The sequence below is a fragment of the Hyphomicrobium sp. CS1BSMeth3 genome, assembly GCF_900117415.1.
Classification (GTDB): domain Bacteria; phylum Pseudomonadota; class Alphaproteobacteria; order Rhizobiales; family Hyphomicrobiaceae.
In genome coordinates, this window is the sequence record NZ_FPEI01000004.1 from 635190 (window position 1) to 660711 (window position 25522).

Annotated in this window: 23 protein-coding genes; 5 read left to right on the forward strand and 18 right to left on the reverse strand. The window is 65.9% G+C overall.

The genetic code is table 11. The annotated features are described in order from the left end of the window. Nucleotides 1–5: 5 nt before the first annotated feature. The 10 genes from CS1BSM3_RS07220 to CS1BSM3_RS07265 form a co-directional block, all read right to left on the reverse strand. The gene (locus tag CS1BSM3_RS07220; RefSeq protein ID WP_072386323.1) at nt 6–236 is read right to left on the reverse strand and encodes a hypothetical protein; all 231 of its coding nucleotides are present in this window, start codon (nt 234–236) and stop codon (nt 6–8) included. Further along, the gene (locus CS1BSM3_RS07225; RefSeq protein ID WP_072386324.1) at nt 233–880 is read right to left on the reverse strand and encodes an NADH-quinone oxidoreductase subunit J; all 648 of its coding nucleotides are present in this window, start codon (nt 878–880) and stop codon (nt 233–235) included. The genes CS1BSM3_RS07220 and CS1BSM3_RS07225 overlap by 4 nt, the downstream gene beginning before the upstream one ends. 61 nt (nt 881–941) lie before the next feature. Further along, nucleotides 942–1430 carry an NADH-quinone oxidoreductase subunit NuoI gene (gene nuoI, locus CS1BSM3_RS07230; RefSeq protein WP_072386325.1) on the reverse strand — a complete coding sequence of 163 codons (489 nt, stop codon included), beginning with the start codon at nt 1428–1430 and terminating at the stop codon, nt 942–944. A 37-nt stretch (nt 1431–1467) separates the two neighbouring features. After that, on the reverse strand, nt 1468–2526 hold the full coding sequence (gene nuoH, locus CS1BSM3_RS07235) for an NADH-quinone oxidoreductase subunit NuoH (protein WP_072386326.1): 1059 nt from the start codon (nt 2524–2526) through the stop codon (nt 1468–1470). A gap of 15 nt (nt 2527–2541) precedes the next feature. Then, nucleotides 2542–4647: an NADH-quinone oxidoreductase subunit NuoG gene (gene nuoG, locus CS1BSM3_RS07240; protein WP_072386327.1), complete on the reverse strand. Its 2106-nt coding sequence runs from the start codon at nt 4645–4647 to the stop codon at nt 2542–2544. 329 nt (nt 4648–4976) lie between these two features. Beyond that, nucleotides 4977–5822, reverse strand: a complete 846-nt coding sequence (locus CS1BSM3_RS07245) for a fumarylacetoacetate hydrolase family protein (protein ID WP_072386328.1) — start codon at nt 5820–5822, stop codon at nt 4977–4979. 45 nt (nt 5823–5867) lie between these two features. Beyond that, nucleotides 5868–7022, reverse strand: coding sequence for an NADH:flavin oxidoreductase/NADH oxidase (locus CS1BSM3_RS07250; protein WP_072386329.1), 1155 nt, complete (start codon nt 7020–7022; stop codon nt 5868–5870). 145 nt (nt 7023–7167) lie between these two features. Next, nucleotides 7168–8349: an efflux RND transporter periplasmic adaptor subunit gene (locus CS1BSM3_RS07255; protein ID WP_174263642.1), complete on the reverse strand. Its 1182-nt coding sequence runs from the start codon at nt 8347–8349 to the stop codon at nt 7168–7170. A gap of 317 nt (nt 8350–8666) precedes the next feature. Then, nucleotides 8667–9404 (reverse strand): YrbL family protein, encoded by a 738-nt coding sequence (locus CS1BSM3_RS07260; protein WP_072386331.1) that lies wholly within the window; start codon nt 9402–9404, stop codon nt 8667–8669. Nucleotides 9405–9470: 66 nt separating this feature from the next. Next, a complete protein-coding gene (locus tag CS1BSM3_RS07265; protein ID WP_210188747.1) occupies nt 9471–10610 on the reverse strand; it encodes a carboxylate-amine ligase in 1140 nt (379 codons plus the stop codon). 111 nt (nt 10611–10721) lie between these two features. Between CS1BSM3_RS07265 and CS1BSM3_RS07270 the strand changes: the two genes are divergently transcribed. After that, nucleotides 10722–11210, forward strand: a complete 489-nt coding sequence (locus CS1BSM3_RS07270; RefSeq protein ID WP_072386333.1) for a DM13 domain-containing protein — start codon at nt 10722–10724, stop codon at nt 11208–11210. 11 nt (nt 11211–11221) lie between these two features. On the opposite strand, the gene CS1BSM3_RS07275 is transcribed toward CS1BSM3_RS07270, so the two are convergent. The 6 genes from CS1BSM3_RS07275 to CS1BSM3_RS07300 form a co-directional block, all read right to left on the reverse strand. Then, a complete protein-coding gene (locus CS1BSM3_RS07275; RefSeq protein ID WP_244540445.1) occupies nt 11222–12670 on the reverse strand; it encodes a cytochrome P450 in 1449 nt (482 codons plus the stop codon). 24 nt (nt 12671–12694) lie between these two features. Then, complete coding sequence (locus tag CS1BSM3_RS07280; protein ID WP_072386334.1) at nt 12695–14368, reverse strand: acyl-CoA dehydrogenase family protein; 1674 nt, start codon at nt 14366–14368, stop codon at nt 12695–12697. Nucleotides 14369–14473: 105 nt separating this feature from the next. Beyond that, nucleotides 14474–15673, reverse strand: coding sequence for a hypothetical protein (locus CS1BSM3_RS07285; protein WP_072386335.1), 1200 nt, complete (start codon nt 15671–15673; stop codon nt 14474–14476). A 63-nt stretch (nt 15674–15736) separates the two neighbouring features. Beyond that, nucleotides 15737–17539 (reverse strand): monovalent cation:proton antiporter-2 (CPA2) family protein, encoded by a 1803-nt coding sequence (locus tag CS1BSM3_RS07290; RefSeq protein WP_072386336.1) that lies wholly within the window; start codon nt 17537–17539, stop codon nt 15737–15739. Nucleotides 17540–17549: 10 nt separating this feature from the next. After that, nucleotides 17550–17828 (reverse strand): hypothetical protein, encoded by a 279-nt coding sequence (locus CS1BSM3_RS07295; RefSeq protein WP_072386337.1) that lies wholly within the window; start codon nt 17826–17828, stop codon nt 17550–17552. Nucleotides 17829–17937: 109 nt separating this feature from the next. Continuing rightward, nucleotides 17938–18711: an SDR family oxidoreductase gene (locus CS1BSM3_RS07300; RefSeq protein ID WP_072386338.1), complete on the reverse strand. Its 774-nt coding sequence runs from the start codon at nt 18709–18711 to the stop codon at nt 17938–17940. Nucleotides 18712–18845: 134 nt separating this feature from the next. Between CS1BSM3_RS07300 and CS1BSM3_RS07305 the strand changes: the two genes are divergently transcribed. Further along, entirely contained in the window at nt 18846–19745 is a 900-nt protein-coding gene (locus CS1BSM3_RS07305) for a LysR family transcriptional regulator (RefSeq protein WP_072386339.1), read from the forward strand. Nucleotides 19746–19756: 11 nt separating this feature from the next. Here the strand turns inward: CS1BSM3_RS07305 and CS1BSM3_RS07310 are convergent, their stop codons facing one another. Beyond that, complete coding sequence (locus CS1BSM3_RS07310) at nt 19757–20980, reverse strand: MFS transporter (protein WP_072386340.1); 1224 nt, start codon at nt 20978–20980, stop codon at nt 19757–19759. Between the two features lie 224 nt (nt 20981–21204). On the opposite strand from CS1BSM3_RS07310, the gene CS1BSM3_RS27895 reads away from it, so the two are divergent. From CS1BSM3_RS27895 to CS1BSM3_RS07325, 3 genes are read left to right on the forward strand one after another with little or no spacing between them, the layout of a single operon-like run. After that, nucleotides 21205–21522: a hypothetical protein gene (locus CS1BSM3_RS27895; RefSeq protein ID WP_072386341.1), complete on the forward strand. Its 318-nt coding sequence runs from the start codon at nt 21205–21207 to the stop codon at nt 21520–21522. 17 nt (nt 21523–21539) lie between these two features. Then, on the forward strand, nt 21540–22736 hold the full coding sequence (locus CS1BSM3_RS07320; RefSeq protein WP_072386342.1) for an MFS transporter: 1197 nt from the start codon (nt 21540–21542) through the stop codon (nt 22734–22736). A gap of 4 nt (nt 22737–22740) precedes the next feature. Continuing rightward, nucleotides 22741–23958 carry an MFS transporter gene (locus tag CS1BSM3_RS07325; RefSeq protein WP_072386343.1) on the forward strand — a complete coding sequence of 406 codons (1218 nt, stop codon included), beginning with the start codon at nt 22741–22743 and terminating at the stop codon, nt 23956–23958. Here CS1BSM3_RS07325 and CS1BSM3_RS07330 read toward each other — a convergent pair whose 3' ends face one another. Continuing rightward, nucleotides 23959–25455 carry a protein adenylyltransferase SelO gene (locus CS1BSM3_RS07330; protein WP_072386344.1) on the reverse strand — a complete coding sequence of 499 codons (1497 nt, stop codon included), beginning with the start codon at nt 25453–25455 and terminating at the stop codon, nt 23959–23961. Nucleotides 25456–25522 lie beyond the last annotated feature (67 nt).

A 25522-nucleotide genomic window follows, 5' to 3' on the forward strand; every position in this document is an offset into this window, starting at 1 on the left:
CTCCCTCAGCTCCCCACTATGCCGGCCGCGCGCAGCAGCGGTACCGCAAGCGCAAAAACGCCGCCGATCGCCAGCGCCACGAGGAACGCGCTCATCAGCCATTGCCCTTTCGTCGGCCGGCGCTCGCCGCGCGCGTGCGCCTTGCGGGCGCGCTCGGCTTCCTTGGCCTGCTTACGGGCGCCGGCGAGAGAGACGACATTCGAGCCATGATCCTGATGGTCGAGCCCGTTCTTCATCCCCGGCGCTCCCCGCTCGGCACGATGACCTGGCCCGGCGCGAGCTTCACGACCTCGATGGCCGCCGCCGGCGTGCGCGCGTTCTGGGCCGCGATCGACTGGCGACGGATGCCTTCCTTGTGGCGCAGCGTCAGCACGATGGCGCCGATCATGGCCACGAGCAGGATCAAACCTGCCGCCTGGAAGAAGTAGACGTATTGCGTGTAAAGCAGCCGGCCCAGCGCCTCGGTGTTGGTGAGCACCGGCCCGGTCGACGCCGGCGCCTTCGCCGCCCCGGCCACGACGTCGCTCGCCTTCCCGACCACGCGGAAACCGACCACCATGATCAGCTCGACGAGCAGCACGAGACCGACGAACGCCCCGATCGAGGCATGGCGGATGAAACCGGCGCGCAGCGAGGCAAAATCGACGTCGAGCATCATGACGACGAAGAGGAAGAGCACCGCGACGGCGCCGACGTACACGACGACGAGGATCATCGCCAGGAACTCGGCCCCGAGCAGCACGAAAAGACCTGCCGCATTGAAGAAGGCGAGGATCAGCCACAGAACCGCGTGCACGGGATTGCGCGCGACGATGACCAGGAGCCCGGACATCACCGTCACGCCGGCGAACAGATAGAAGAAGAGCGCCGTCAATGCCATCCGCTAATCCTCATCCCTCGATCATCTCCCGCGCCCCGCGTAGCAGCGCGCCACACGTCCGTCAGCGATAGCGCGCGTCGAGCGCGAGGTTCTTCGCGATCTCGCGCTCCCAGCGGTCGCCGTTCGCGAGCAGGCGCGCCTTGTCGTAGTAGAGCTCTTCGCGCGTCTCGGTCGCGAACTCGAAGTTCGGCCCCTCGACGATCGCATCGACCGGGCAGGCCTCCTGGCACAGGCCGCAGTAGATGCACTTCACCATGTCGATGTCGTAGCGGGTCGTGCGCCGCGTGCCGTCATTGCGGCGCGGGCCGGCCTCGATCGTGATCGCCTGCGCCGGGCAGATGGCCTCGCAGAGCTTGCAGGCAATGCAGCGCTCCTCGCCGTTCGGGTAGCGGCGCAGTGCGTGCTCGCCGCGGAAGCGCGGGCTCAGCGGCCCCTTCTCGAAGGGATAGTTCAGCGTCTTCTTCGGCGCGAAGAAGTAGCGCATGGAAAGGAAGAACGCCGAGACGAACTCCTTCAGGAAGAGCGATTTCACACCTTGGGCGACGCTCATGGGCGGCCTCGTGCAGTTGTGCGTGCGATCGAGAGGGTCACGGCGCGAGCCCTCCGAAGTGGAGGATGGCAGCCACCGCCACGACCATGGCGAGCGAGAGCGGCAGGAACACCTTCCAGCCGAGCCGCATGAGCTGATCGTAGCGATAGCGCGGCACCATGGCCTTCACCATCGCGAACATGAAGAAGACGAACGTGACCTTGAGCAGGAACCAGATCGGTCCCGGAATCCAGTTCAGCAACCAGATGTCAACCGGCGGCAGCCAGCCACCGAGGAACATGATGGTCGTCAGTGCACACATGGTCACGATCGCCACGTACTCGCCGAGCATGAACAGCAGGTACGGCGTCGATGAATACTCAACCATGAACCCCGCGACGAGTTCCGATTCCGCCTCGGGGAGGTCGAAGGGCGGACGGTTGGTTTCTGCGAGCGCCGAGATGAAGAACACGACGAACATCGGGAAGAGCACCAGCCAGTTCCAGTCGAGGAACGAGTTGGGCAAGCCGATCGCCGTGCCAATGCCGGTCTTCTGCGACATCACGATCGCGCTCATGTTGAGCGAGCCGACCAGCAGCAGGACCGTGATGATCACGAAACCGATCGAGACCTCGTAGGACACCATCTGCGCCGCCGAGCGCAGAGATCCGAGGAAGGGATACTTCGAGTTCGACGCCCAGCCGCCCATGATGATGCCGTAGACGCCGAGCGAGGAGATCGCGAACAAGTACAGAATGCCGACATTCAGGTCCGAGATCACGATGCCGCTGCCGACCGGGATCACGGCCCAGGCCGCGAGCGCGAGCACCGAGGTCACGAGCGGCGCGAGCAGGAACACGCCCTTGTCGGCGCCGGCCGGAATGACCGGCTCCTTCAGCACGAACTTCAGGAGGTCTGCGAAGGACTGCAGGAGGCCGAACGGACCGACCACATTGGGGCCGCGACGCATCTGCACGGCCGCCCAGACCTTGCGGTCCATGAGCAGCAGGAAGGCGATGATGACCAGCAGCGAGACGAGCAGCAGCAGGCTTGCGCCTACTGTCAGCGCGAGCCAGAGCGCGTAATCCCACCAGGTTTCAAAGGTTGTCGGAAACATGCGTGCTGGCCTGCCTCATTCCGCTGCCGCGCGTATGCGGCCACTGCCCGCCTTGATGATCGACAGCTCCGCCATCACTGCGGAGGCGCGGGCAATCGGATTGGTCATGTAGAAGTCGCGGATCGGCGACGTGAACGGCGTGTCTTCGATCTTGCCGGTGCGCTCGGCAAGGCGCTCGACGCCACTGGCTGCCGCCGGCGAGACTGAATCGAGTGCTGCGAGCGTCGGCGCCGCTTTGAACATCTGCGCGCGGAGCTGGCGCATGTCGTCGAAGGGCAGCGTCGCCCCCATGACGGCCGAGAGCTGGCGCAGGATCGTCCAGTCCTCGCGCGCCTCGCCCGGCGCGAAGGCGGCCTTCGCCGTCATCTGCGCTCGGCCCTCGAGATTGACGTAGGTGGCATCCTTCTCGGTGTAGGTCGCGCCCGGCAGGATCACATCCGCGCGGTGCGCGCCGGCATCGCCGTGGCTGCCCTGGTAGATCACGAACGCCTTGCCCAGGCGGTTCATGTCGATCTCGTCGGCGCCGAGCAGATAAAGCACGTCGAGGCGGCCCTCGTTGGCCGCGGCCATCATGCCGGGCACATCGAGCCCGCCCTTGCCCGGCACGAAGCCGAGATCGAGCCCGCCGACGCGCGACGCTGCCGTGTGCAGCACGTTGAAGGCATTCCAGCCCGCATCCTTGCCCGCCATGGCATCGCGCGCGATCCTGGCGGCAAGCGCGAGGACGGCGGCGCCATCGGGACGCGCCGCAGCGCCCATGCCGACGATTACCATGGGATGTTGGGCTTGGCGGAGAATTCCCGAGAAGGCGCTCTTGCCTTCGGCGATCTCGATGAGCGTGTCCGGGCTCGTGCCGAGATGGTCGGCGCCGTAGGTCAGGTCGGCGGGCGCGCCGACGAGACCGATGCTGACGCCGCCGTGGCGCCAGCGCTTGCGAATGCGCCCGTTGAGCACGGCCGATTCGAGGCGCGGGTTCGTCCCGACGAGCAGGATCGCATCCGCCTTCTCGATACTCTCGATCGCGGAATTGAAGAGATAGCTCGCGCGGCCGAGCGCCGGATCGAGCTTGGCGCCATCCTGGCGACAGTCGAGATTGGCGACACCGCGCGCGGCAAGCAGCGACTTGAGCGCGAACATCTCCTCCGCGCCACAGAGATCACCGGCAATGGCGCCGATCCGCTCGGGCGCCGTCCCGGTGAGCTTTTTCGCGACGAGATCGAGCGCCTCGGTCCAGGTTGCGGGCTCGAGGCGGCCATTGCGGCGCACGTAGGCGTGATCGAGCCGCTGCGTCCTGAGGCCATCAGCGACGTGGCGCGTCTTGTCGGTGATCCACTCCTCGTTCACCGCATCGTTGTTGCGCGGCAGGATGCGCATGACCTCGCGGCCGCGCGTGTCGACGCGGATGGCAGCGCCGAGCGCGTCCATGACGTCGATCGATTCGGTCTTGCGCATCTCCCAGGGACGCGCGTTGAAGGCCCAGGGCCGATGCGTCAGCGCGCCGACCGGACAGAGGTCGACGACGTTGGCGGAGAGCTCCGACATCATCCCCTGCTCGAGGTACGTCGTGATCTCCATATCCTCGCCGCGGCCGATGGCGCCGAGTTCCTCGACGCCCGCGACCTCGGTCATGAAGCGGACGCAGCGCGTACACTGGATACATCGCGTCATCATCGTTTTGATGAGCGGGCCCAGGTACTTCTCGTCGACGGCGCGCTTGTTCTCGACATAGCGTGTGCCGCCCTTGCCGAAGGCCATGGCCTGATCCTGGAGATCGCACTCGCCGCCCTGATCGCAGATCGGGCAATCCAGCGGGTGGTTGATCAGCAGGAATTCCATCACCCCCTCGCGCGCCTTCTTCACCATGGGCGAGCGGGTATTGATGACCTTGGGCGTGCCGTCGCGGTTGGGCGGCAGGTCATTCACGCCGAGGGCGCAGGAGGCCTGCGGCTTCGGCATCCCCACGACCTCGACAAGGCACATGCGGCAGTTGCCGGCAATGGACAGGCGCTCGTGGTAGCAGAAACGAGGAACTTCGATCCCTGCCTGCTCACATGCCTGGAGAAGCGTAATCCCGTCCTCGACCTCGATCTCGGTGCCGTCGATGATCAGCTTCTTGGCCATTCGCGTCCCGTTTCTGCGCGAGGAATCAGGCGGGGCCCGTGCGGCGCGCCACACGGTCGCCGCACTCTTTAGCGTGGTGCGCCGCGGTATGCTAGTGCGATGATCGTGAAATTCGCCCACAGTGGCGACATGTCTCCCTAGCGAATTTCACGATCTGAATCGCACTAGTAAACCCATGAATCTAGTGTCCCTTCACATTCCGAAGTTCGCTCCTCCCCCGGGCTGGACACTGGCGAACTTCGGAATGGGGACACTAGGCCCGATCTGCCGCAGCCCGCATGTTCTCGGCGAATAGCCTGATATGTTGACAGGGCCCGCCGAAATGCGGCCTACGCCGCGTCGACGATCGGGTTCGCCAGGATGCCGATCTTCTCGACCTCCACCTCGACCTTGTCGCCCGCCTTCATCCAGGCCGGGGGCTTGCGCGCATGGGCGACGCCCGAGGGCGTGCCGGTGGCAATGAGGTCGCCCGGCTCGAGGGTCATGAACTCGGAGATGATCGCGACGATCTTCGCCGTCGAGAAGATCATGTCGGACGTATTGCTGTCCTGCATGGTCTCGCCGTTCACCCGGGTGCAGATGCGCAGGCCCGAGGCGCCGGGCGGCAGCTCGTCGGCCGTGACCACCACCGGACCGAGCGGGCCAGTGCCGTCGAAGTTCTTGCCCGGCGTCCACTGCGCGCCCTTGCGCTGGAAGTCGCGCACCGAGACGTCATTGAACAGCGTATAGCCGAAGACGTGATCGAGCGCCTTGCTCTCCGGGATATGGCGACCACCCTTGCCGATCACGATCGTCAGCTCGCACTCATAATCGAGCTGGATGGACTCTTTCGGCCGAATGACCGGCTCGCCGGCGGCAACGAGCGAGGAGTGGAAGCGTGGGAACAGCGCCGGGTAGGTCGGCGTCGCGTGGCCACCTTCGGCAGCGTGGGCCGCATAATTCAGACCGATGCAGAGGAACTTGCCCGGCCGCGCGATCGGCAGCGCCGGCTTCACGGAGGCGAGCGGCTGCTTCGTCCCCTTGGCTGCGGCAGCCTTCACCGCCGCGAGGGCTGACGGCCCCCCCACAATCACGTCGTAGAGGTTCGCTCCTGCCGAGCCGACCTCGATGACGCTATCACCCTCGACGACGCCGAGAGCTTCTCCGGCACCCTTCTTGAACATCATCAGCTTCATGGCTTCGCGCCTCCCTAGCGTGTCCTGCCCATCATTCTTCTAATCCTACCGCGCCTCGTCGGCGCGGATGTCGGCGATCGTGCGCTCGCGCAACTTGAGCCACCAGCCATACTGCACCGTCCAGCCGTCGAGCGCGTCCTTCATCGCCCGCCCGAGCGCCACCTCGGCCATCTGCGGCCAGCAGGGATTGACCAGCGCCTCACGCCCGATCGCGATGAGATCGGCTTGCTCCTTCTGCAGGATGTCTTCGGCGAGCGCCGGCTCGACGATCAGGCCGACCGCCATGGACATGATCCCAGCCTCGCGGCGCACGCGCTCGGCATAGGGCACCTGGAAGCCCCACGAGCGCTTCACGCGCGCTGCCGTCGCCGAGCCGACGAGACCGCCGGACGAACAATCGATCACGTCGACGCCGCGCGCCTTGAGCGCCTTCGCGTAGGCAACCGTATCGTCCATGGTCCAGCCGCCATCGATGCCATCGACGGCAGAGACACGCAGGAAAAGCGGCATCCCCTTCGGAATGGCCTTGCGGACGGCCTCCGCGATCTCGAGCGGAAAGCGCGTGCGGCCGGCGAAGTCGCCGCCATAGGCGTCATTGCGCTTGTTCGAGAGCGGCGAGAGAAACTGATGCGCGAGATAGCCGTGCGCATTGTGGATCTCGATCATCTCGAAGCCGGCATCGACGGCCCGCCCGGCCGCAGCCGCCCAGTCCTGCACGAGCTGGCCAATATCGGCAACGCTCAATGCCTGCGGGACGATATAGCCAGGCGCCATCGGCTCGGCGACGGCCGACACGATGGGCCAGGTCTTGTCTCCGCGCGCGAGATCCTCCGCCGTGAGCGCGCCATTGCCGTGCCAGGGCCGCTGCATGGAGCCCTTGCGGCCGGCGTGCGCGAGCTGGATCGCCGGGATCGTCCCCTGCTGCTTCATGAAAGCGGCGATGCGCTTCAGGGGCCTTGCGTGCTCGGCCGACCAGATGCCGAGATCGCCATTGGTGATACGTCCCTGGTCCGTCACCGCCGTCGCCTCGACCATGACGCAGCCTGCGCCACCGAGAGCGAAGCGGCCGAGATGAGCGAGGTGCCAATCCTGGGCAATGCCATCCACTGCCGAGTATGTCGCCATAGGCGCGATGACGATGCGGTTCTTGAACGTCACATCGCGGATGGCGAGCGGCGTGAAGAGGCGTGGCGTTGTCATGAGAGCATTCGGTCCGTGGAGGCTGGCGGCGATTTAGCGCGCTCAATAAGCCAGCCGGCAGGCCGCCGCTGTCAAGGCCGAATGCTGCAGCCGTGCTGCCAGCTCCATGCAGACGGCGCGGTCGGCGACAAGAGCCCGAAGGTGCTTACCGACTGACCGGCGCGTCGCTCGCAGCGGGACGGACAGCGGAGAGGCGCAACGTCTCGCGATTGGCCGTCACCTTCTGCCCTGGACGCGCGCGCTGAAGACCGCTCGTGACAACCCAGTCCTGCGGGCCGACGCCCTGGCGAACGATGCGAAGCCCCTGATGGAGCGGCCCGAGCTGTACATTGCGCCGAGAGACCATTCCATCCTCGGCAACGACGAGCACGAACTTGTTGGCCTGGTCCGTGCCGATCGCAGCATCCGGCAGGAGGACGGTCGATTTCAGCGGCGTACCCGCAAGCCGGACGCGCGCGAACATGCCCGGCGAGAATATCTGCTTGCCATTGGCGAGAATGGCGCGGGCGCGCATCGTTGCCGTGCCGGGATCGAGACGGTTGTCGACGAAGTCGAGCTTGCCGCCGTGCGCGAACGCCGTCTCGTCGGGCAGCGCGACCTCGACGTCGGCACCCTTACCGTCCTTGCCCCCAAGCGCGCCCAGCTCCGCCATGCGCTTGTACTTGATGTAATTGTTCTCGCTGATGTCGAAATAGATGTGGATCGGATCCTGCGTCACGAGCAGCGTGAGCAATGTCGCGTTGGCCGTGCCACCCGCCGAGATCCAGCTCCCGAGGCTCACAGTGGCGCGGCTCATGCGGCCGTCGATCGGCGCGGTGATACGCGTGAAGGCGAGTTCGAGTTCGGCAGTCGCGACCTTGGCATCCGCGACCTTGACCGCGGCCTCGGCCTCCCTCAGCAGGTTCGCGCGATCGTCGAACATCTTCTCCGACATGACCTTGCGCTCGAGGAGCGGCTTGCCGCGCTCGACATCCAGTGCAGAGTTCTGCGCTTTCGTGCGCGCCTGCTCGAGCTCGGCCTGGGCCTGGGCGAGCGCGCGCTCGAAGGGGCGCGGGTCGATCACGAACAGAAGATCGCCCTTCTTCACCGCCTGGCCATCGACGAAGGCGATCCTGTCGACGTAGCCGGACACGCGCGCACGAACCTCGACGCTCGCAACGGCCTCGAAGCGGCCCGTGTACTCGTCCCACTCGACGAGCTCACTCACGACAGGCTGGCTCGTCGTGACGGCAGGAGGCGGCGCTGCCTGCTGGCTCTTGTTCTGAGCCTGCGGCCGATCGCATGCCGTCAGCGCAAGGGCGACCAGCAGTGCGCCAAGCGGCAACATTGCGCGCTCGCTCCCTCGGTGCCGAAAGCATTTCTGCATCGTCTCTCGCCCATGCCTAGGGATTGCAGCCCCGCCCGTCTGTCGCACGAGAAAGCGACAGTCTGGCAAACCCGACGGGTGTACGCTCAAGCAATTCTAGCCGCCCCGGCGGCCTGCGCAAACAGAGCACCTGAACGAATTAACGGCAGTCCGCCGGGATATCCGTCGCCCGCGGCACGATTTTTGACGCAGAAATCTCAAATTGGCCAGCGCCGAAACCTCGGCGCTTCCGCGAAGTGTGGCGAAGCTGCATCGCTCCGGTTGAGATCGCTGGCCGGCTAGAGCCCGGCAAGGGTAATGATCAGAGTTCTGCCTTTACCGGCAAGATTTGACCGGCGAACGGCCCCCTTCGGCCTGCTTTCCTCGACCATGGTTTCCCCCGCAGCAACGCGGGCGACCTGCGCCTCGACGGCGGTGCGAAGCCGCTTAACCTTGCGCGACTTGCTCCAGCGGTTGGCGCGCGCGCTCATGCGCACGATCGGGATGATGTTCTTGAACCCGATCCCGTCGATGAGCACGAAGTGGTCCCCATGCTCCGGCGTATAGCCGAGGACGACGTTCGAGGGATGGAGATCGGCGACGATCACCGGTGAGTTCATGAGATCCTGGAAGAACGTCCCGAGCTTGTCCCAGGCCGACTGGTCCATCTCGCCCCGCTGGATGAGCTCCGCGACAGTCGGGGCGTAGGCACCATCCCGCCCCCTCACGGCTTCGACGACGAAGCCCATGCCCATGTCGGTCTCGACGACGCCGACGATCTTCTGAAGGAACGGCGGGTGCTCACTGCCCGTGGCGTGGACGGCAATCTGTTCACGGATCTCGCGCAGATAGGCAATAAGATGCCGATAACGGCGGCGCTTGACGTTGAGCTTGTACCAAGGCGCACCACGCTCGAAGCGCTCCTTGACCGCCGAGGGCCGGATCACTTTGATCAACAGGTTCGGATCATCAGGATGGCGGTACACGTTGCGCGTGCTTCCAGCAGCAACGACCTCCGCATCCTTGAGCAAAAACATGAGCTTTAGCCCTTGGACAACGCACTCCCATGCTTAAGATTTCTGCATAGTCCAGTCAAGAAACTGTCACGTTCCGCGACAGCTCTCCGCAGCAAGATGATCGACGACGGCATTCAGGGCTTCCTGGTGCGTGGCCCCGCTTTCGATGGCACGCGCGAAGCAGGCGAGTTGGCGGTCCGCACTCGTGCCTTCGGCAAGAATACGGCGCGCACCCTGGACCTCTTCCAGACAGCCGAGCGCCACCGCATCCTCATGAATGATTGCCAGAATTTCCTCTAGCAGATCCGCGTACGGAACGAGCTCGCCGCGCCCGAAGTCGAAGAGCGAACCCTGCAGGCCATAGCGCTGCGCCCGCCACCGGTTCTCCTCCAGAAGAAAGACCGGATAGGTGCGCCAGCTCTGGTTGTTGCGGCGCAGCCGATGGAGCATCCGCGCAAGACAGACGAAGAGCGCTGCGACGGTCACCGCATCCTCGAGCCGCGTGCAGACGTCGGTGATTCGCATCTCGAGGGTCTGGAAGCGGGCGGAGGGCCGCAGGTCCCACCAGATCTTCGAGGCGTCCTCCATGACCTTGCCGCGCACGAGCACTTCGACGGTCTGGCGATACTCGTCCCAACTGTTGAAGCGCCCCGGCAGGCCCGTGCGCGGCAGCTCGCGGAAGATCGCGAGGCGCCAGCTCTTGAGGCCCGTGTCTTCGCCCTCCCAGAACGGCGAGGAGGTCGACAGTATGAGGAGGTGCGGGAGGAAGTAGCGGAGCTGGTTCATCAGGTCGATGCGCTGCTCGTCGTCCTCGATGCCGATGTGGACGTGCATCCCAGAGATGAGGAGGCGACGGCCGACACCGGCAAGATCGCGCGCCAGGGTGTGATAGCGCTCGCGGTCCGTATGAGGGGCCTGCCCCGTGCGCGCGAAGGGATGCGTCGACGCCGCGATCGGCGCGAGACCGTGGCGCGCGGCGCTTGCGACAATGCCGGCGCGCAGCCGCTTGAGATCCGCCGAGGCCTCGCCGAGCGTCCGGCAGGGGCGCGTGCCCACTTCGATCTGCGAGCGCAGGAACTCGGGCGAGACCTGCGGACCGAGCGCACGCTCGCAGTCCTCTAAGAAACCTGCCGGCGCCTCCGTTGCCAGCGCACGCGTGCGCACGTCGACGAGGTGGTACTCCTCTTCTATGCCGATAGTGAAAGAAGGCTCGCTCGGGGGCATCATGGTCTCGCGGAGAATTGAACCTGCCGCGCAGGTTAGCCGATCCGGGCGCGTGGCGCGCCTCCTCTCGATCCCCTAAGTTCGACCGGAGTTCATTCTGCGGGAGATATCGACGTGGCGCGATGGCTGATCGCATTTCTGCTCGGCGGCGTGCTCGGCACTGGCTTCGGCTTTGCGGCCGGCATTTTCTTCTTTCCACACATCTTCCCGCCACCCACCGCCGCCGAGACGCTTACCCAGGCGGACATGACGGCGCCGGTCGTCGCGCGCGGAACGTTCATCCACGCCGATCCCTCCGATCCCGTGCACTGGGGAAAAGGCGCGGTCACCGTCAGGCGCGACAACATCTTCCTGGAAGACAGCTTCGAGGTCGGTCCAGGACCCAAGTACCATGTCTATCTCGTGCCCAAGGCTGAGTTCCGCCGTTCGGGGGATCTCAAGGGGCAGATGTTCGTCGACCTCGGGCGCCTCCGGGCTTTCAAGGGCAGCCAGCGCTACGCGATCCCTGCCGGCACGGACATCAGCAAATATGCAAGCGTCATCATCTGGTGCGAGGCGTTCTCCGTGCTGATTTCGCCTGCCGACCTCAAGGTCGGGACCTGAAGGTCGCGCGCCTATGACGGCAGGGGCATGACGCCGAGCGGCATCCCGCCTTTGGGCCGGAGCGTGACACGGCTGACGGGCTCGGGCAGGTGCCGGCCGTCCCAATCAAAGCGCGCGGCGCGGATGAATGTCGCGAGCAGCACTACGGCCTCGACCAGCGCGAACGACATGCCGAGGCAGATGCGTGGCCCCGCACCGAAGGGCATGTATTGCGCACGCGGCATGACCTTCTCGCGCTCGGGAAGGAAGCGATCGGGATCGAAGCGGTCCGGGTCATCCCACAGCTTGCGGTGACGGTGAATGGCATAGATCGGGATCACGACCTGCGCGCGCGGGCGAATAGTGACATCGCCGATCCTGGCTTCGCTCGTCGGCGTCCGCACGATAACCGGCGCCGGCGGATAGAGCCGCATGGCTTCCTTCATGACGCGATCGGTGATCGCAAGGCGCGGGATGTGCGCGGCTTCGATCGGCGCATTGCCGGCGACAGCTATGACCTCTGCCCGCACGCGCTCCTGCCATTCGGGCGCCCGCGCCAGCAGATAGAGCCCCCATGTGAGAGCGCGCGCCGTCGTTTCATGTCCGGCTTCCAGCAGCGTCAGCAGATTGCTGATGACATCTTCATCACCCATGGGCGCGCCGCTTTCGGGATTACGTGCTGCGAGCAAACGCCCGAGGAGATCGTTGCCACCCGCGCCTTCGGCCTGACGCCGCGCGACGATATTGCCGACGGCCTGACGTAGCCGGCGCCCGGCGCGCCGCCGGGTCCAGGTTCCGGGATGTGGCAGCCACGAGGGGAATTTCATCAGCGCCCAGGCGAGCTCCCATGAGCTGTTGGCGAGAAAGGCCGTACCCTCGCGCTTGATCAGCTCGGCTTCAGCCGGCACGCCGCCCGTCAGCATCGTGCGTGCGATGACGTCGAACGTGACGTCGATCATATCCGCATCAATGGCGCGCACGCGGGAGCCGCCTCGACGCCACTGAGCGGCAAGCACCTCGGCCGCCGCCGACATCTCGGGCACATAGGTCAGGATCTCCTGGTGCCGGAAGAGTGGCGCCATCGTGCGCCGCTGCCAGCGCCAATGCGCGCCGACCGACGTCAGCACACCATCACCGAGGCTGCCGCCGAGCACGCGCCGCTCGACATCCGTTTTTTGGAACTTGTCAGCGCCGGTAATCAGCACCTGCTCGACGAGATCGGGCCGCGTCACCCAGACGACGAGCCGTCCCGGAGCCGGCTCGAACACGACCATCGGCTCTTCATAGACCGGGCGCGAGATTACGCGCAGCGGATTGCGCACGTATTCGACAAGCGCCCGCTTGAGCGCGATCGGCTTTTCCGGCGGTACGATGGTCGGAGGATAGAGTGCTGTGTTTGCGGGAGCGACGACGCCTGCGTGCAGCATGACGATCACCTTCTGGCTATCCTTGGCAGGATAGCAGATCGCGAAACGCGGCACAGCCGCTCACGCCATTGTGCTCGATCAGTTGGCCCCTTCGAGCAACCGCCGGGCAATGACCTGGGCCTGGATCTCGGCCGCGCCCTCGAAGATGTTCAGAATGCGGGCATCGCAGAGCACGCGCGACACCGGATATTCGAGCGCGAAACCATTGCCGCCGTGGATCTGCAGCGCGTTGTCCGCGTTCGCCCAGGCAATGCGCGCGGCGAGCAGCTTGGCCATGCCCGCTTCGAGATCGCAGCGCCGGCCCTCGTCCTTCTCGCGCGCGGCGTAGTAGGTGATCTGGCGCGCGATCATGGTCTCGACGGCCATCATCGCAATCTTGTTGGCGACGCGCGGGAAGGAGTAGATCGGCTTGCCGAACTGCACGCGCTCCAGCGCATACTTGAGCGCGAGATCCATCGCCGACTGGGCAACGCCGACGGCGCGCGCCGCCGTCTGGATGCGTGCCGATTCGAAGGTCGCCATGAGCTGCTTGAAGCCCTGGCCTTCGGCGCCGCCGAGAAGCTGGCTCGCCGGCACCTCGAAGCCATCGAAGGAAATGTCGAACTCCTTCATGCCGCGATAGCCGAGCACCTCGATCTCGCCGCCCGTCATACCCTCGGCCGGGAACGGATTCTCGTCGCTCCCGCGCGGCTTCTCCGCGAGCAGCATGGAAAGGCCCTTGTAGCCGGGCTCATTCGGGTTCGTGCGCACGAGCAGCGTCATGACGTCCGCGCGCACGGGATGCGTGATCCAGGTCTTCTGGCCATAGACCTTGTAGACATCGCCGTGCTTCTCGGCGCGCGTCTTGAGCGAGGCCAGATCAGAGCCCGTATTGGGCTCGGTGAAGACCGCCGTCGGCAGGATCTCGCCCGAGGCGATGGCACCGAGATACTTCGCCTTCTGCTCGTCCGTGCCGTTCTGGAGGATCAGCTCGCCCGCGATCTCCGAGCGCGTGCCGAGCGAGCCAACGCCGATATAGCCGCGCGAAAGCTCCTCCGAGACGAGGCACATGCTCTCCTTGCCGAGCCCGAGCCCGCCGTGCTCCTCCGGGATCGTCAGGCCGAACACGCCCATGGCGCTCATCTCGGCAATGACATCGAGAGGGATGTACTGGTTCTCCAGATGCCACTCGTGCGCGTGCGGGATCACCTTCTCGACGGCGAACTTGCGCATTTCCTCGCGCATGGCGGCGAGCGTCTCGTCCATGCCGGTATCGCCGAAGGTCGTCGCACCCGGCTGGTCAGCGATGAGCGCAGCAATCCGCACCTTCACATCATCGGAGAAGCCGTTCTCGACAAGCTCGGCCACAGCCGGCTCGGCGAGGAAGCGCGCGACCTCGGCTGCGGGAATGCCGAGCTGCCCTGGGCGCACGATCTCGCCCTGGCTCATGGGAATGCCGCCGCCGATCTGCGCGAGGTACTCGCCGAAGGCCGCACCGACCAGCAGGCGCTCCATCTCGCCGGCCCGGCCGTCGGCTTCGAGACGCTGCGCCCAGCCGAGCATCTGCCGCAGCGCCTCGACGTACGTCGCAAGCCACGCGAGGCCGTGCAGCGCGTGCTGCGCGCTGTCGCTGCGCCCCGCCGCTGCAGACTTCGTGCCGACCGCACTCCGCGCGAGTTGCAGGAGCCGCTCCGCAGCCGCAAGCGCGCTGGCGCAGGCGTCGAGATTGGTCGCAGATGTCGAGGGCGCGGCGGCGCGTTGGGCGGTGGCCATGGAGCGTCCTTGTGGGAAAGTCAGTGCGGATACTGCACCGCACAATAGTCGGTTTGGGCGCCTGCGCAATCCCGCCGGCTGATGGAAAAGGCGCCGCCGCGGTGCCTACCTGCGCTCGCGGGCGATCTCATCGAAGATGCGCGCGAACTCGACGGCACCAGCGCGCTTCTCGTTGATGCGCATGCGCTGCTCCAGCGCCGCCAGCAGCTCGGCGCCGTTCTTCTCGCGCACAATGGTGTTGCGGCCATAGGCGGCGCGGGTGAAGAAATTCGTCGTCGGCATCCGCCGCCCGATCGGCGTCATCATCTCGAGGCCCGTACCCGGTCCGGCGAGGTTCATCAGCTCGAGCTCCGGGCCCGAAAGCGACGTGCGGCCCGCCTGCAGGCCATGGTCCAGCACACCCCTGAGCTTGATGACCTGCAGCCATGGCCCAATGTCGGGATCGAGGTTCAGCGCGTGGATGCCCTGCCCGCGCGGCGTGTTGCCAAGCGCCACGTGGCGCCCCCATTGGTAAGGTACCGACTTCGCCGCGCGCACCATCTTGCGCACGGTCGCGGCCTTGCGCTTGAGGTACGCGGCGCGCCCCGGCGAGACGCCGCGTGCCCGCGCCATGTCTTCGAGCCGGTTGATGAACGTGCCGCCGTGCTTCGCGACCTCGTTCACCGAGTTGCCGGCGAGGAGCTGCGCATAGCCAAGCGCCGTCGAGATCGGCCGGCCCTTTCGCGTCTCCGGATCGATGCCGGCCTGCATGTCGTAGACACCGCGGCCGCCGGTCTCCAGTGAGTAGACGTCGATGACCTGTGCCTTGCTGAGCCCGACGCGCAGAGCCTCCAGCGCATAACGCCGTTTGAACTCGCGCTCGGCGACAGCGGCCGGCACATAGCCGTACTCGGATTTTGCCGCCGCCAGAAAATCATGGAGACCGGCGATCTCCGTATCGGGCTTCGGCGGGCGCAGGTCCGCGATGATCTTCGCGACATCCGCCGGCATGGGCGGGCCCTCGTACTGCGGCGGATGCTCCGAGACGTAGTCCGCCACCGCCAAAGGAACGCCGCCTGCCCGCTTGCGACGCCGCCCCTCGCGCAACGTATCCACTTCCGCCCAGTAGGCGTCGAGCCGCCGATCGAAGGGTGCGCGTGCGGCGAGATAGGCGCGATAGGCCGCGATCTGGCGCTCGTTGAGACGTGCCGCGAGGTCGTCGGGAATGCGCTGCGCGGCTGCCGCGAGAGACGCGCCGGCGAGCGCCAGCGCAAAAAGAAGTGCTCCTGCGCAGGCCCGAAATGCCCGCAGCCGCCAGCCAGCCATGCTGCCGATCTCCCTCCGCTCCTCGCACACCCGCGCCACACGGGCTCTCTATCCGGGCGGCCCTTAGCTCACTGATTTGCCGAGAGTATGGCCAGCATCGGCAGTTTCCTCTCCGCGGCGCTGCGAGATCGGAATATTGCCTATGAGGAGCGCGCGACCGGCATAAAGTCCGCCACTGGCCTCGAGCTCGAAGCGCTCGGCATCGCGCCGGCGAAACTCGACGATCACGTCCGCGGCATCCGTCTGGTCGCACCCCAGCCTGACGAGGGCCTCCTCCGCCATTGCCAGTGCCGACTCGAAAGTTTCCCGGATCTGGTAGTCCACACCCGCCTGGACGAGCTCGAGCGACGTCGTGCGATCGAACGAGCGCGCAAAGACCGGCACCAGCGGGAACTCGGCCTTGCAGATCTCCGCGATCCTCGTCGTCGCCTCCCGCTTGTCGATGGCGATGATGATGGCACGCGCGTTCCCCGCGCCCGCTGCGTGCAGGACGTCGAGGCGCGTGCCGTCGCCGTAGTGCACCTTGAAGCCGAATTCCGCACCATCTCTGATGCTCTCGGTGTCCGTCTCGATGAACGAGATCGTATGGCCGCGCGCCAGCAGCGGCTGGCTGACGATCTGCCCGAAGCGGCCGAAGCCGATGATCAGCACATTGCCGGAGAGACCTCGGGCGATCTCGACACCATCCATGGACTGCGCCATCGGCGGCATCAAACGATCATGCAGAATGATCATCAGCGGCGTCAGCACCATCGAAATGATGATCACCGCGGTCAGGACGGCATTCTTCTCGCCCGTGAGAAGGCCGACGCTCGTCGCGGCTGCATAGAGAACGAAGGCGAACTCGCCGCCTTGGGCCATGATCACGGCGCGCTCGATGGCCTCGCGATGCCCGGTCCTCAGGAGCCGTGCAACCACATAGATGCCGCTGAACTTCAGCACCATGTAAGAGACGACACTGATCAGCACGAGCCGCCAGTTATTGGCGATGACGCCAAGGTCGAGCGCCATGCCGACGCCGAGGAAGAAGAGCCCGAGCAGCAGTCCGCGAAAGGGCTCGATGTCGGCTTCGAGCTGGTGACGGAAGGAGGATTCCGATAGCAGCACGCCCGCGAGGAACGCCCCCATGGCCATCGACAGCCCGCCGAGTTGCAGAGCCAGCGCCGAGCCGAGCACGACGAGCAGCGCCGCCGCCGTCAGTATCTCGCGCGCTTTGGCATTCGCGAGCAGGCTGAACATGGGATTGAGCAGGTAGCGCCCGACGACGATCAGCGCGGCAATCGAGGCAATGCCGATCCCGACTGCCGTCACGCGGTCCATCAGCGTTGCGTCGGCGCCGCCGGGCGCGAGGAACGCAACGAGCGCCAGCAACGGCACGATGGCGAGGTCCTCGAGCAGCAGCACGGAGACCATGCGCTGGCCCTTGGGCGTCGAGAGATCGCCGCGCTCCTCGAGCACCTGCATGACGATCGCCGTCGACGTGAGGACGAACCCGGCCGCAGCGATGAAAGACACGCCGAGCGGAAAGCCGAGGACTATGCCGACGAGGGACAACAGCACGCTGCACGTGCCGACCTGCAGCGCTCCGAGCCCGAAGATCTCGCGCCTGAGACCCCAGAGGCGTGAGGGCTCCATTTCTAGGCCGACAATGAAGAGGAACATCACGACGCCGAGCTCGGCGACATGGATGATGGCCTGCGGATCCGAGAAGAGTCCGAGGCCGAACGGGCCGATTGCGAGCCCGGCCGCGAGATAGCCGAGCACCGAGCCGAGCCCGAGGCGCTTGAAGAGCGGAACGGCAACAACCGCCGCCCCGAGCAGCGCAACGATCTTCACGAGGTCCGGGCCGTGCGCCTCTGCAGCCATTATCTTCTTCTCAGGGGCGTCTGCGCCCTCCGGTTCGCTTTATGACCAAGAGCGCCGCCGCGGCCGGAATACCGAAGGTGATCACCAGGATCGGCAGCTCTTGGAGCAGAGTGTAGCCCGCGTAGCGGACGCCGATCCAGAGGTTCACCAGCGTTAGCGCCAGCCATACTGGAATGAAGGCTTTGGCGCCGACCGCGAGGATGCCGCGATCGGAGGCCCAGAAGCGCGCGAGGAGGAGGAACATTCCGAGCAATACGAGGCCAGCGGCCGTCACAATAACCGTATGCATGCGCTTTCCTAGTAAGACAACGGATAAATCAACCGTCGCGTGCAATACGATCGCACCACGTCAAGGTCAAGGTCTGCCTTGGGCGTAGAAGAACCGGGCTTGTGCGCCCTCACTTCGTGGTGTAGCCGCCGTTCACCAGGATCGTCTGTCCGGTCATCCACCAGCCGTCCGATGCCAGCAGGCGAATGAACGGGATGATGTCCTCGATGTCGGTCAGGCCGGTCTTGGAAAAGGGCGAGAGCGCCGCAGCGGTCTTGTGATAGGCGACCGCATCTGCGCCCTCGGCTGGATAGAAGAAGGGCGTGTCCATCGGCCCGGGACCTATGGCCGTGACGGAGATGCCGCGAGCCCCGAACTCCTTTGCCGCGGCGCGTGTGTAGTGCTCGACGGGCGCCTTCCCACCGGCATAAGCGGCGTAGAAGGGCGTGAAAGCGCCGAGCAGCGATGTCACCAGCGTTACCAGCTTTCCATTGTCGTTGAGGCTCTTGCCGGCTTCCTTGATGAAGAAGAAGGCCGACTTGGAGTTGACGGCGCTCATCTCGTCGAACTCGGCCTCGGAAATCTCGGCAATCGGCTTCTTCAGCACCTTGCCGACGGTATTGATCGCGATGTCGATGCCGCCCATGGCCGCCTTTGCGTCCACGAACAGCTTCTCCATGGCCGCAGCTCCGGTCAGGTCCGCCTGAAAGGCGTACGCCGCAGCGCCCGTCGCCTTCACGTCAGCGACCGTGGCATCGGCGGCGGCTTTGGAGGCCGCACTGTTGTAGTGGATGGCAACTGCCTTCGCCCCGTGCGCCGCCAGATCGCGCGCGATCAGGCCGCCCAGGTTCTTCGCCCCACCCGCAATGAGGGCCGTCTTTCCCTTGATGCTGTGATCCGCCATCGCTCCATCTCCTGAAACATGGCAGCCGCGCTGCGCGACCGCGTCGGAGATGACGTTACACAGTTGTTGCGCATTGCATAAATCGCCGTGTTTGAACAAAACTGATCGCAAATCTCGAACAATAGGCTGGCTTCGTGGACCGCATCGACCTCTTCCGCATCTATGTCCGGGTCGCCGAGTGCGCGAGCTTCACGGTGGCCGCGAACTCACTCGGCTTGCCGCGCTCCTCGATCTCGACGGCCATCCGGGATCTCGAGGCGCGTGTTGGCGCTCGCCTGCTCAACCGAACCACACGGCGCGTCTCGCTGACGAACGACGGCATCGCCTTCCTCGAGCGCTGCCAGCGGCTCCTCGCCGATGTGGAGGAAACCGAAGGCCTCTTCCGTCAGTCCTCGTCAGACGTCGGCGGCAAGCTGCGCGTGGACGTTCCGGGCCGCATTGGCCGCCTGATCATTGCGCCCGCGCTTCCGGCGTTCCTCGCGCGTTTTCCCCAACTGCAGATCGATCTCGGCATCACCGACCGCATCGTCAACTTCGTCGAGGAGAACGTCGACTGCGCCATCCGTGTCGGCCCGCTCGGCGATTCCACCTTGATCGCGCGCCGCATTGCCAACCTCGAGCTCATCAACTGCGCGAGCCCGGCTTATCTCGCAGCGCGTGGTACGCCGCACACGCCAGCCGATCTCGACGATCATCAGGCCGTCCTCTACGCCTCCCCTTCGACGGGACGCATCGAGGACTGGGAGTGGCAGGAGGACGGCGCTCTGCGAAGCCGCCCCATGCACGGCCAGGTCATCGTCAACAATGCCGAGGCCTACATTGCTTGCGCCCTTGCCGGCCTCGGCATGATCCAAATCCCGGCCTACGACGTGCGCGAGCCGATGGCGGCCGGCGCGCTGGTCGAGGTTCTGCCGGCGCATCGTGCCCCGCCCTTGCCGATGACCCTGCTCTATCCGCAGCGCCGGCAACTCTCCCGCCGGCTGCAGATCTTCATCGACTGGGTCGTGCCGCTGCTGGAGAAGTGCGCGGCCTGAAATAACCGCCCTCACCCGCGCGGATGCACGTCGCGGATGGGGCCGAGAATGACGAGGCCGACGAGCGCCATCGCGGCCTGCACGCCGAACGCCGTCCGGTAGGCCATTTCCGGCGGCACACCAGCCACGGCAGGAAAGATGCCGACCACCCAACCGAACACGAACTGCGCACCCGCAATCGCCGTCATGATGCCCATGTTGGCAACGGCGACACCGCGCCCCAAGAGCCGGGCCGGTACGAGACCACGGCCGTGGGTCATCACGATCGTCGGGTAGGCGCTGCAGATGCTCGCGATCACGAAGAGCGTGGTCACGAGCCACAGCGGCGGGCGCGTCATGAGCGCCATCAGCGCCGCCACGGTAAGGATGATCGTGCCGCCGACGAGCATGGGCCACTTCAGCGTGTTGAAGTAGCGGGCGACGCGACCGTAGAAGTAGTGCCCGCCGATGCCACCGATCGCCATCAGCAACAGGATGCTGCCACGCTCGATGTTGTCGAGGGCATGAATGTGCTTGAGATAGGGTGCGCCCCACACACCAGAGATCACGCCCGAGAAGGACATCGGCAAGCCCGCCACGAGCAGGCGCTTCATGCCGGGTTGCCGCACGGCCTCGCGCACGCCAGCCAGCACCTCGCGGAATGTCTCTTTCTTGGTGGTGCGCGGCACGTGCCCCGGCGGCGCGTCGCGTACGATCACCGCGAGCGCGAGCGTCAGTACAGCGACACACGCCGCAAAGAGCCAGTAGCTTTGCCGCCATCCGATGAGCACGATCAGCGCCGAAAGCGGCGCCGTCGCGCACAGATTACCAACCGCGGCAAAGCTGTTGAGCGCCCCGGTCTGCGTCACGAAGCGGTCCGCCGGCAGCCAGTTCACCAAGACATAGAACGCCCCCGTGAAAGCGCCGGCCGTGCCGATGCCCATGAGGATGCGCGCCAAGGTGAGCATCTCCGCTGAGCCGCCAGCCGCGAAGAGCGCAGTCCCGATCGCCGTGAAGACGAGCATCGTGCTCATCACCACGCGACCGCCGAAGCGATCGAGCAGCATCCCTGTCGGAACCTGCATCAGCGCGTAGGCGAAGAAAAGCGAGCTCGCGATCGTCGAGAGAACGGCAGGCGAAAGCGCCATCTCGCGCTCGAGCTCAGGCGCCACGACGCCGAAGCTCTGGCGCAGGAAAAGATTTGCGAAGCCGAGGAGATAGAGCGTCGCCAGGATCGGCAGAAAGGCGCGGTTCACGGGCGCGTCCAGGCAAGCGCCATGCGCACGACGCCGGTCTCGGTTGCGGCGCCGGGAGCGGCATCCAGCCGATCTCGCTTGCGCCGACGGCGCCGATCGTCAATGCAGTGGACCACTTCTTCCCCCGTTCCCGCCGCGTGCTTGGCAGAGTCGCGGCCGCATCTATGATGTCGCCCCTTCATCGCTTCGGCAATCGCGCCAAGCCACACCCAGGAGTGCACGGAATGATTATCGCCGTGGTCCAGATCCCCATGCCCCAGCGCCCGCGTGAAGCCGCAATCGCCGCACAGACGAAGTCGGCGCCGACCTTCCGCGCGCTCGGCGACAAGGGGCTTCTGCGCAAGGACTTCCTGAATGGCGAGGCTGGCGGAGGCGGCGTCTACACCTGGACATCGCGGGAAGCGGCCGAAGCCTGGTTCAGCCCTGAATGGCGCGCCGAGGCCAAGGTGCGCTTCGGCGCCGAGCCGGTGATCACCTATTACGAGTCCTACGTCACCGTGGACAACATCAAGGGCGAAACGATCGTTCGCGACAACGGCTGAGCGAGATCGGTCAGCGCATGTCGCTCGAACGCCGCATACTGCTCTGGATGTGCGTGCTCGTTGCCGTGAACCAGCTCGGCTTCGGGGCCATGGTGCCGTCACTGGCGCTCTACGCGCAATCGTTCGGCGTTCCGGCTTCGGCAATCGGCATGGCCGTCGCCGCCTACGGGCTCGCGCGCTGCCTCTCGGCGCTCCCGGCGGGACAGATCTCCGACTGGGTCGGTCGGCGGCCGAGCCTCGCCATCGGCGGTCTCGTCTCGGCGGCCGGGAATCTCTGGTGCGCCCTGGCGACGAGCTATCCCGAATTCATCATCGCGCGCTTCGTCGCGGGCTTCGGCGCCGGCCTCGTGCTCACGACCGGACAGGTCGTGCTCGCCGACATCAGCACACCCGAGATCCGCGGGCGCATGATCGCGATCTACCAGGGCACGTTCATCTTCTCCGTCGGCATCGGCCCCTTTCCCGGCGGGCTGCTGGCCGAGCACTTCGGGCTCGCCGCGCCCTTCGTCTTCACCGGGCTCGGCAGCTTCCTTGCGACCGTCGTTGCCTGGTTCGCCGTGCGCGAGACGCGCGAGATGGCGCGGGCACCAAGTGCGAGCGGCGCCCCGAGCCTCTCGTTCGTGGCTCAGATCCGCACCTTGACCCGCCACGTCGGTTATGTCCTCGTGAGCCTCATCTCGCTGATGAATGCCGTCGTGCGCACGGGTGGCCTCTTCGCCATCATCCCCATCCTGGCGACGGCGCGGCTCGGCCTTTCCGTCACTGCCATTGGCTTCGGGTTGATGCTCGGCAGCGTGGCCGGGCTGTTCGCCTCCTATCCCGCAGGCTGGCTCGCCGACAAGTTCGGCCGCAAGGCCGTGATCGTGCCCGTCACCGTCATCAGCGGCCTCTCGATGGTGCTCTTCTGCTTTGCCCCCTCCTATTCCTGGTTCGTCGCCGCCTGCATCGTCTGGGGTATCGCGATCGCGGCCGGTGGCGCGGCGCCCGCAGCCTATGCCGCCGACTCCGCCCCGCCCGGCATGAATGCCGCCGCCATGAGCACGTTCCGCATGACGGGCGACATCGGCTACGTCGTCGGCCCCCTTGCCCTCGGCTTCATTGCCGATCTTTATGGGCCGGTTATTGCCCTCCTCTCAGGCGCGGCGGGCCTCGTGCTCATCGGCGCGGCCTTCGGCATTTTCGCACCCGAATCTCATCGACAGCGAAAGGATTGAGGTCATGTCCGCGAGCGCCGATGCGACAGCCCGAACGCGCTCGCTGATCTTCCTGCTGCTGGCCCAGGTCACAGCCATGACGACATGGTTTGCGACCACCGCATCGCTCGCCGCCATGCGCCAGGGCTGGACGCTGACGCCTTTCCAGGAAGGCCTGATGACGAGCAGCGTGCAGGCGGGCTTCGTCGCGGGCACCTTGACGAGCGCGCTCCTCAGCGCCGCCGATCGCTATGACCCGCGCAATCTCTTCATGACCGCGGCTGCCATCGCCGGCATCGCTTGTCTGCTCGTCGTCCTCTTCGAGCCGACCGACGTAACCGTTCCCATGCTTCGCTTCGCCACCGGCTTCTGTCTGGCCGGCGTCTATCCCGTCGGCATGAAAATGGCCGCCACTTGGGCGAAAGGCGACCTCGGTCTGCTGATTGGATTGCTTGTCGGCGCGGTCACGCTCGGCTCGGCCATGCCGCATCTCTTCGTGCCGCTCGGCCTTGACTGGCGCGTGCCGTGCATCGTCGCGGGCGTGTGCGCTCTCATCGGAGCGGTGCTCATTCGCTGGGTCGATCTCGGTCCGAACCGCGCGCCCGCGCCGCCCTTCCGCCTCGCCAATGCGACGGAAGCCTTCCGCCGCCGGCCGCTGCGCCTCGCCAATCTCGGCTACTTCGGCCACATGTGGGAGCTCTATGCCATGTGGGCCTGGATCGGCACATTTCTCGGCGCGAGCTTCGCGCTCCGCTATGGCGCGTCACCGCCGATCGGCGCGAGCATCGCGACCTTTCTCGTGATCGCGAGCGGTGCCATCGGCTGTCTCGCCGGCGGATGGGCTGCCGACCGTGTCGGCCGCACGGCCGTCACCATTGCTTCGCTCGCCGTGAGCGGGACATGCGCGCTGATCATGGGCTTTGCCTATGGCGGCCCTGCGTGGCTGATTCTGCTCATCGGCATCATCTGGGGCATCACGGTCGTCTCGGACTCGGCGCAGTTCTCGGCCTCGGTGACGGAGCTGAGCGACCGCACGCTCGTCGGCACCATGCTGACCGTGCAGACGTGCATCGGCTTCCTGCTGACGCTCGTCACGATCCACGTGATGCCTTACGTGGTGACGGGGCTCGGCTGGACGTACGCCTTCATGATCCTGGCGATCGGCCCCGCCATCGGCATGTGGGCCATGGCACGGCTCCGCGCCGATCCGGCCTCGACGAGCCTTGCCGGCGGCCGGCGCTGATCAGGTCCCGCAGAATGTCGCGCGCACGACCTGCTCGGGGCGCGGCGGCAGTGTGTACTCGGGCACATCCGGCTGATCGTCGAAGGGTCGCGCGAGTACGCCGATCAGCTTCTCGAAAGGCGCGAGATCGCCGTTGTTGACGGCTGCGTTGAGCGCTTCCTCGACGAGATGATTGCGCGGAATGAAAGCCGGGTTCGTTGCCTTCATCGCCGCAGCACGGTCCGCGGGATCGCCGTCCTCGCGCGTAAGCCGCTCCCGCCACTTCGCCAGCCAGCCATCGGCGGCCGTTCGATCGTCGAACAGCGCACGCACCTTGGCATCTGCAGCCGGATCGCCCGCGGCCTCCGACAAACCTCGGAACGTCAGCGTGAAGTCCGCATTGTTCGCGGCCATCAGGTCCATGAGCTCTTTCACCAGCGCGGGATCACCGTCCTCAGCCGCGAAGAACCCGAGCTTCCTGCGATAGCCCGCGATGAAAGCTGCCTCGAATTTTCCGGGATAGGCGTTGATCGCTTCCTGCGCGATCTCGACCGCCTTCTCGCGATCCTCCGCAATGACCGGGAGCAGCGCCTCGGCGAGGCGCGTGAGATTCCACTGCCCGATGACCGGCTGATTGCCGTAGGCATAGCGCCCGTGCTCATCGATCGAGCTGTAGACGGTCGCCGGGTCGAACGTATCCATAAAGGCGACGGGGCCGTAGTCGATGGTCTCACCCGAGATGGCCATGTTGTCCGTGTTCATGACCCCATGAATGAAGCCGACGAGCATCCAGCGCGCGATCAGCTCGGCCTGCTTGTCGATGACGCGCATGAGCAGCGCGGCGGCCGGATTTTCGCTGCCGGCAAGATCGGGATAGTGCCGCTCGATGACGTAGTCCGTCAGGGCCCTGAGCCCCTCCTCATCGCGGCGCACGGCAAAGAACTGGAAGGTGCCCACACGAATATGGCTTGCCGCGACGCGCGTCAGCACGGCACCGGGCAGGGCCTTCTCGCGCATCACGTCCTCGCCCGTGGTCACGGCCGCCAATGCCCGTGTCGTCGGAATGCCGAGCGCGTACATGGCCTCGCCGATGATGTATTCGCGCAGAACCGGCCCGAGCGCCGCGCGGCCATCCCCGCGCCGGGAGAACGGCGTCGGCCCCGAGCCCTTGAGCTGGATGTCGCGGCGCTGACCCGTCCGATCAATCACCTCGCCCAGCAGAATTGCGCGCCCGTCCCCGAGCTGGGGCACGAACCCACCGAATTGGTGGCCCGCATAGGCCATGGCAATGGGCTCGGAGCCGCCGGCCACGCGGTTACCGGCCAGGATCTCGACACCCTCGGGCGAGGCCAGATAAGCCGGATCGAGCCCAAGCTCCCGCGCGAGATCCTCATTGAGCCTCACAAGGCGCGGCGCCCTCACCTGCGTCGGCGCGAGGCGCGCGTAGAAGCGCTCCGGCAGCCGGGCATAGCTGTTCTCGAAGGGCAGGAAGACGGCAACATCCGGCTCGACGCTCATGGTTCTTTCCGGTCCGTGTTGTAGGGGCGAGGCCTTTCAGGGCGCCGCGTTCACTTATAGCCTATAT

Bases quoted from the DNA above. Each gene is read 5' to 3' on its own strand.
- CS1BSM3_RS07300 (WP_072386338.1), bottom strand. From the start codon at position 18,711: ATGGCGGATCACAGCATCAAGGGAAAGACGGCCCTCATTGCGGGTGGG.
- CS1BSM3_RS07325 (WP_072386343.1), top strand. From the start codon at position 22,741: ATGTCCGCGAGCGCCGATGCGACAGCCCGAACGCGCTCGCTGATCTTC.
- CS1BSM3_RS07225 (WP_072386324.1), bottom strand. From the start codon at position 880: ATGGCATTGACGGCGCTCTTCTTCTATCTGTTCGCCGGCGTGACGGTG.
- CS1BSM3_RS07255 (WP_174263642.1), bottom strand. From the start codon at position 8,349: ATGTTGCCGCTTGGCGCACTGCTGGTCGCCCTTGCGCTGACGGCATGC.
- CS1BSM3_RS07320 (WP_072386342.1), top strand. From the start codon at position 21,540: ATGTCGCTCGAACGCCGCATACTGCTCTGGATGTGCGTGCTCGTTGCC.
- CS1BSM3_RS07250 (WP_072386329.1), bottom strand. From the start codon at position 7,022: ATGACAACGCCACGCCTCTTCACGCCGCTCGCCATCCGCGATGTGACG.
- nuoG (WP_072386327.1), bottom strand. From the start codon at position 4,647: ATGGCCAAGAAGCTGATCATCGACGGCACCGAGATCGAGGTCGAGGAC.
- CS1BSM3_RS07290 (WP_072386336.1), bottom strand. From the start codon at position 17,539: ATGGCTGCAGAGGCGCACGGCCCGGACCTCGTGAAGATCGTTGCGCTG.
- CS1BSM3_RS07285 (WP_072386335.1), bottom strand. From the start codon at position 15,673: ATGGCTGGCTGGCGGCTGCGGGCATTTCGGGCCTGCGCAGGAGCACTT.
- CS1BSM3_RS07330 (WP_072386344.1), bottom strand. From the start codon at position 25,455: ATGAGCGTCGAGCCGGATGTTGCCGTCTTCCTGCCCTTCGAGAACAGC.
- CS1BSM3_RS07280 (WP_072386334.1), bottom strand. From the start codon at position 14,368: ATGGCCACCGCCCAACGCGCCGCCGCGCCCTCGACATCTGCGACCAAT.
- CS1BSM3_RS07295 (WP_072386337.1), bottom strand. From the start codon at position 17,828: ATGCATACGGTTATTGTGACGGCCGCTGGCCTCGTATTGCTCGGAATG.
- CS1BSM3_RS27895 (WP_072386341.1), top strand. From the start codon at position 21,205: ATGATTATCGCCGTGGTCCAGATCCCCATGCCCCAGCGCCCGCGTGAA.
- nuoH (WP_072386326.1), bottom strand. From the start codon at position 2,526: ATGTTTCCGACAACCTTTGAAACCTGGTGGGATTACGCGCTCTGGCTC.
- CS1BSM3_RS07245 (WP_072386328.1), bottom strand. From the start codon at position 5,822: ATGAAGCTGATGATGTTCAAGAAGGGTGCCGGAGAAGCTCTCGGCGTC.
- CS1BSM3_RS07265 (WP_210188747.1), bottom strand. From the start codon at position 10,610: ATGATGCCCCCGAGCGAGCCTTCTTTCACTATCGGCATAGAAGAGGAG.
- CS1BSM3_RS07220 (WP_072386323.1), bottom strand. From the start codon at position 236: ATGAAGAACGGGCTCGACCATCAGGATCATGGCTCGAATGTCGTCTCT.
- nuoI (WP_072386325.1), bottom strand. From the start codon at position 1,430: ATGAGCGTCGCCCAAGGTGTGAAATCGCTCTTCCTGAAGGAGTTCGTC.
- CS1BSM3_RS07260 (WP_072386331.1), bottom strand. From the start codon at position 9,404: ATGTTTTTGCTCAAGGATGCGGAGGTCGTTGCTGCTGGAAGCACGCGC.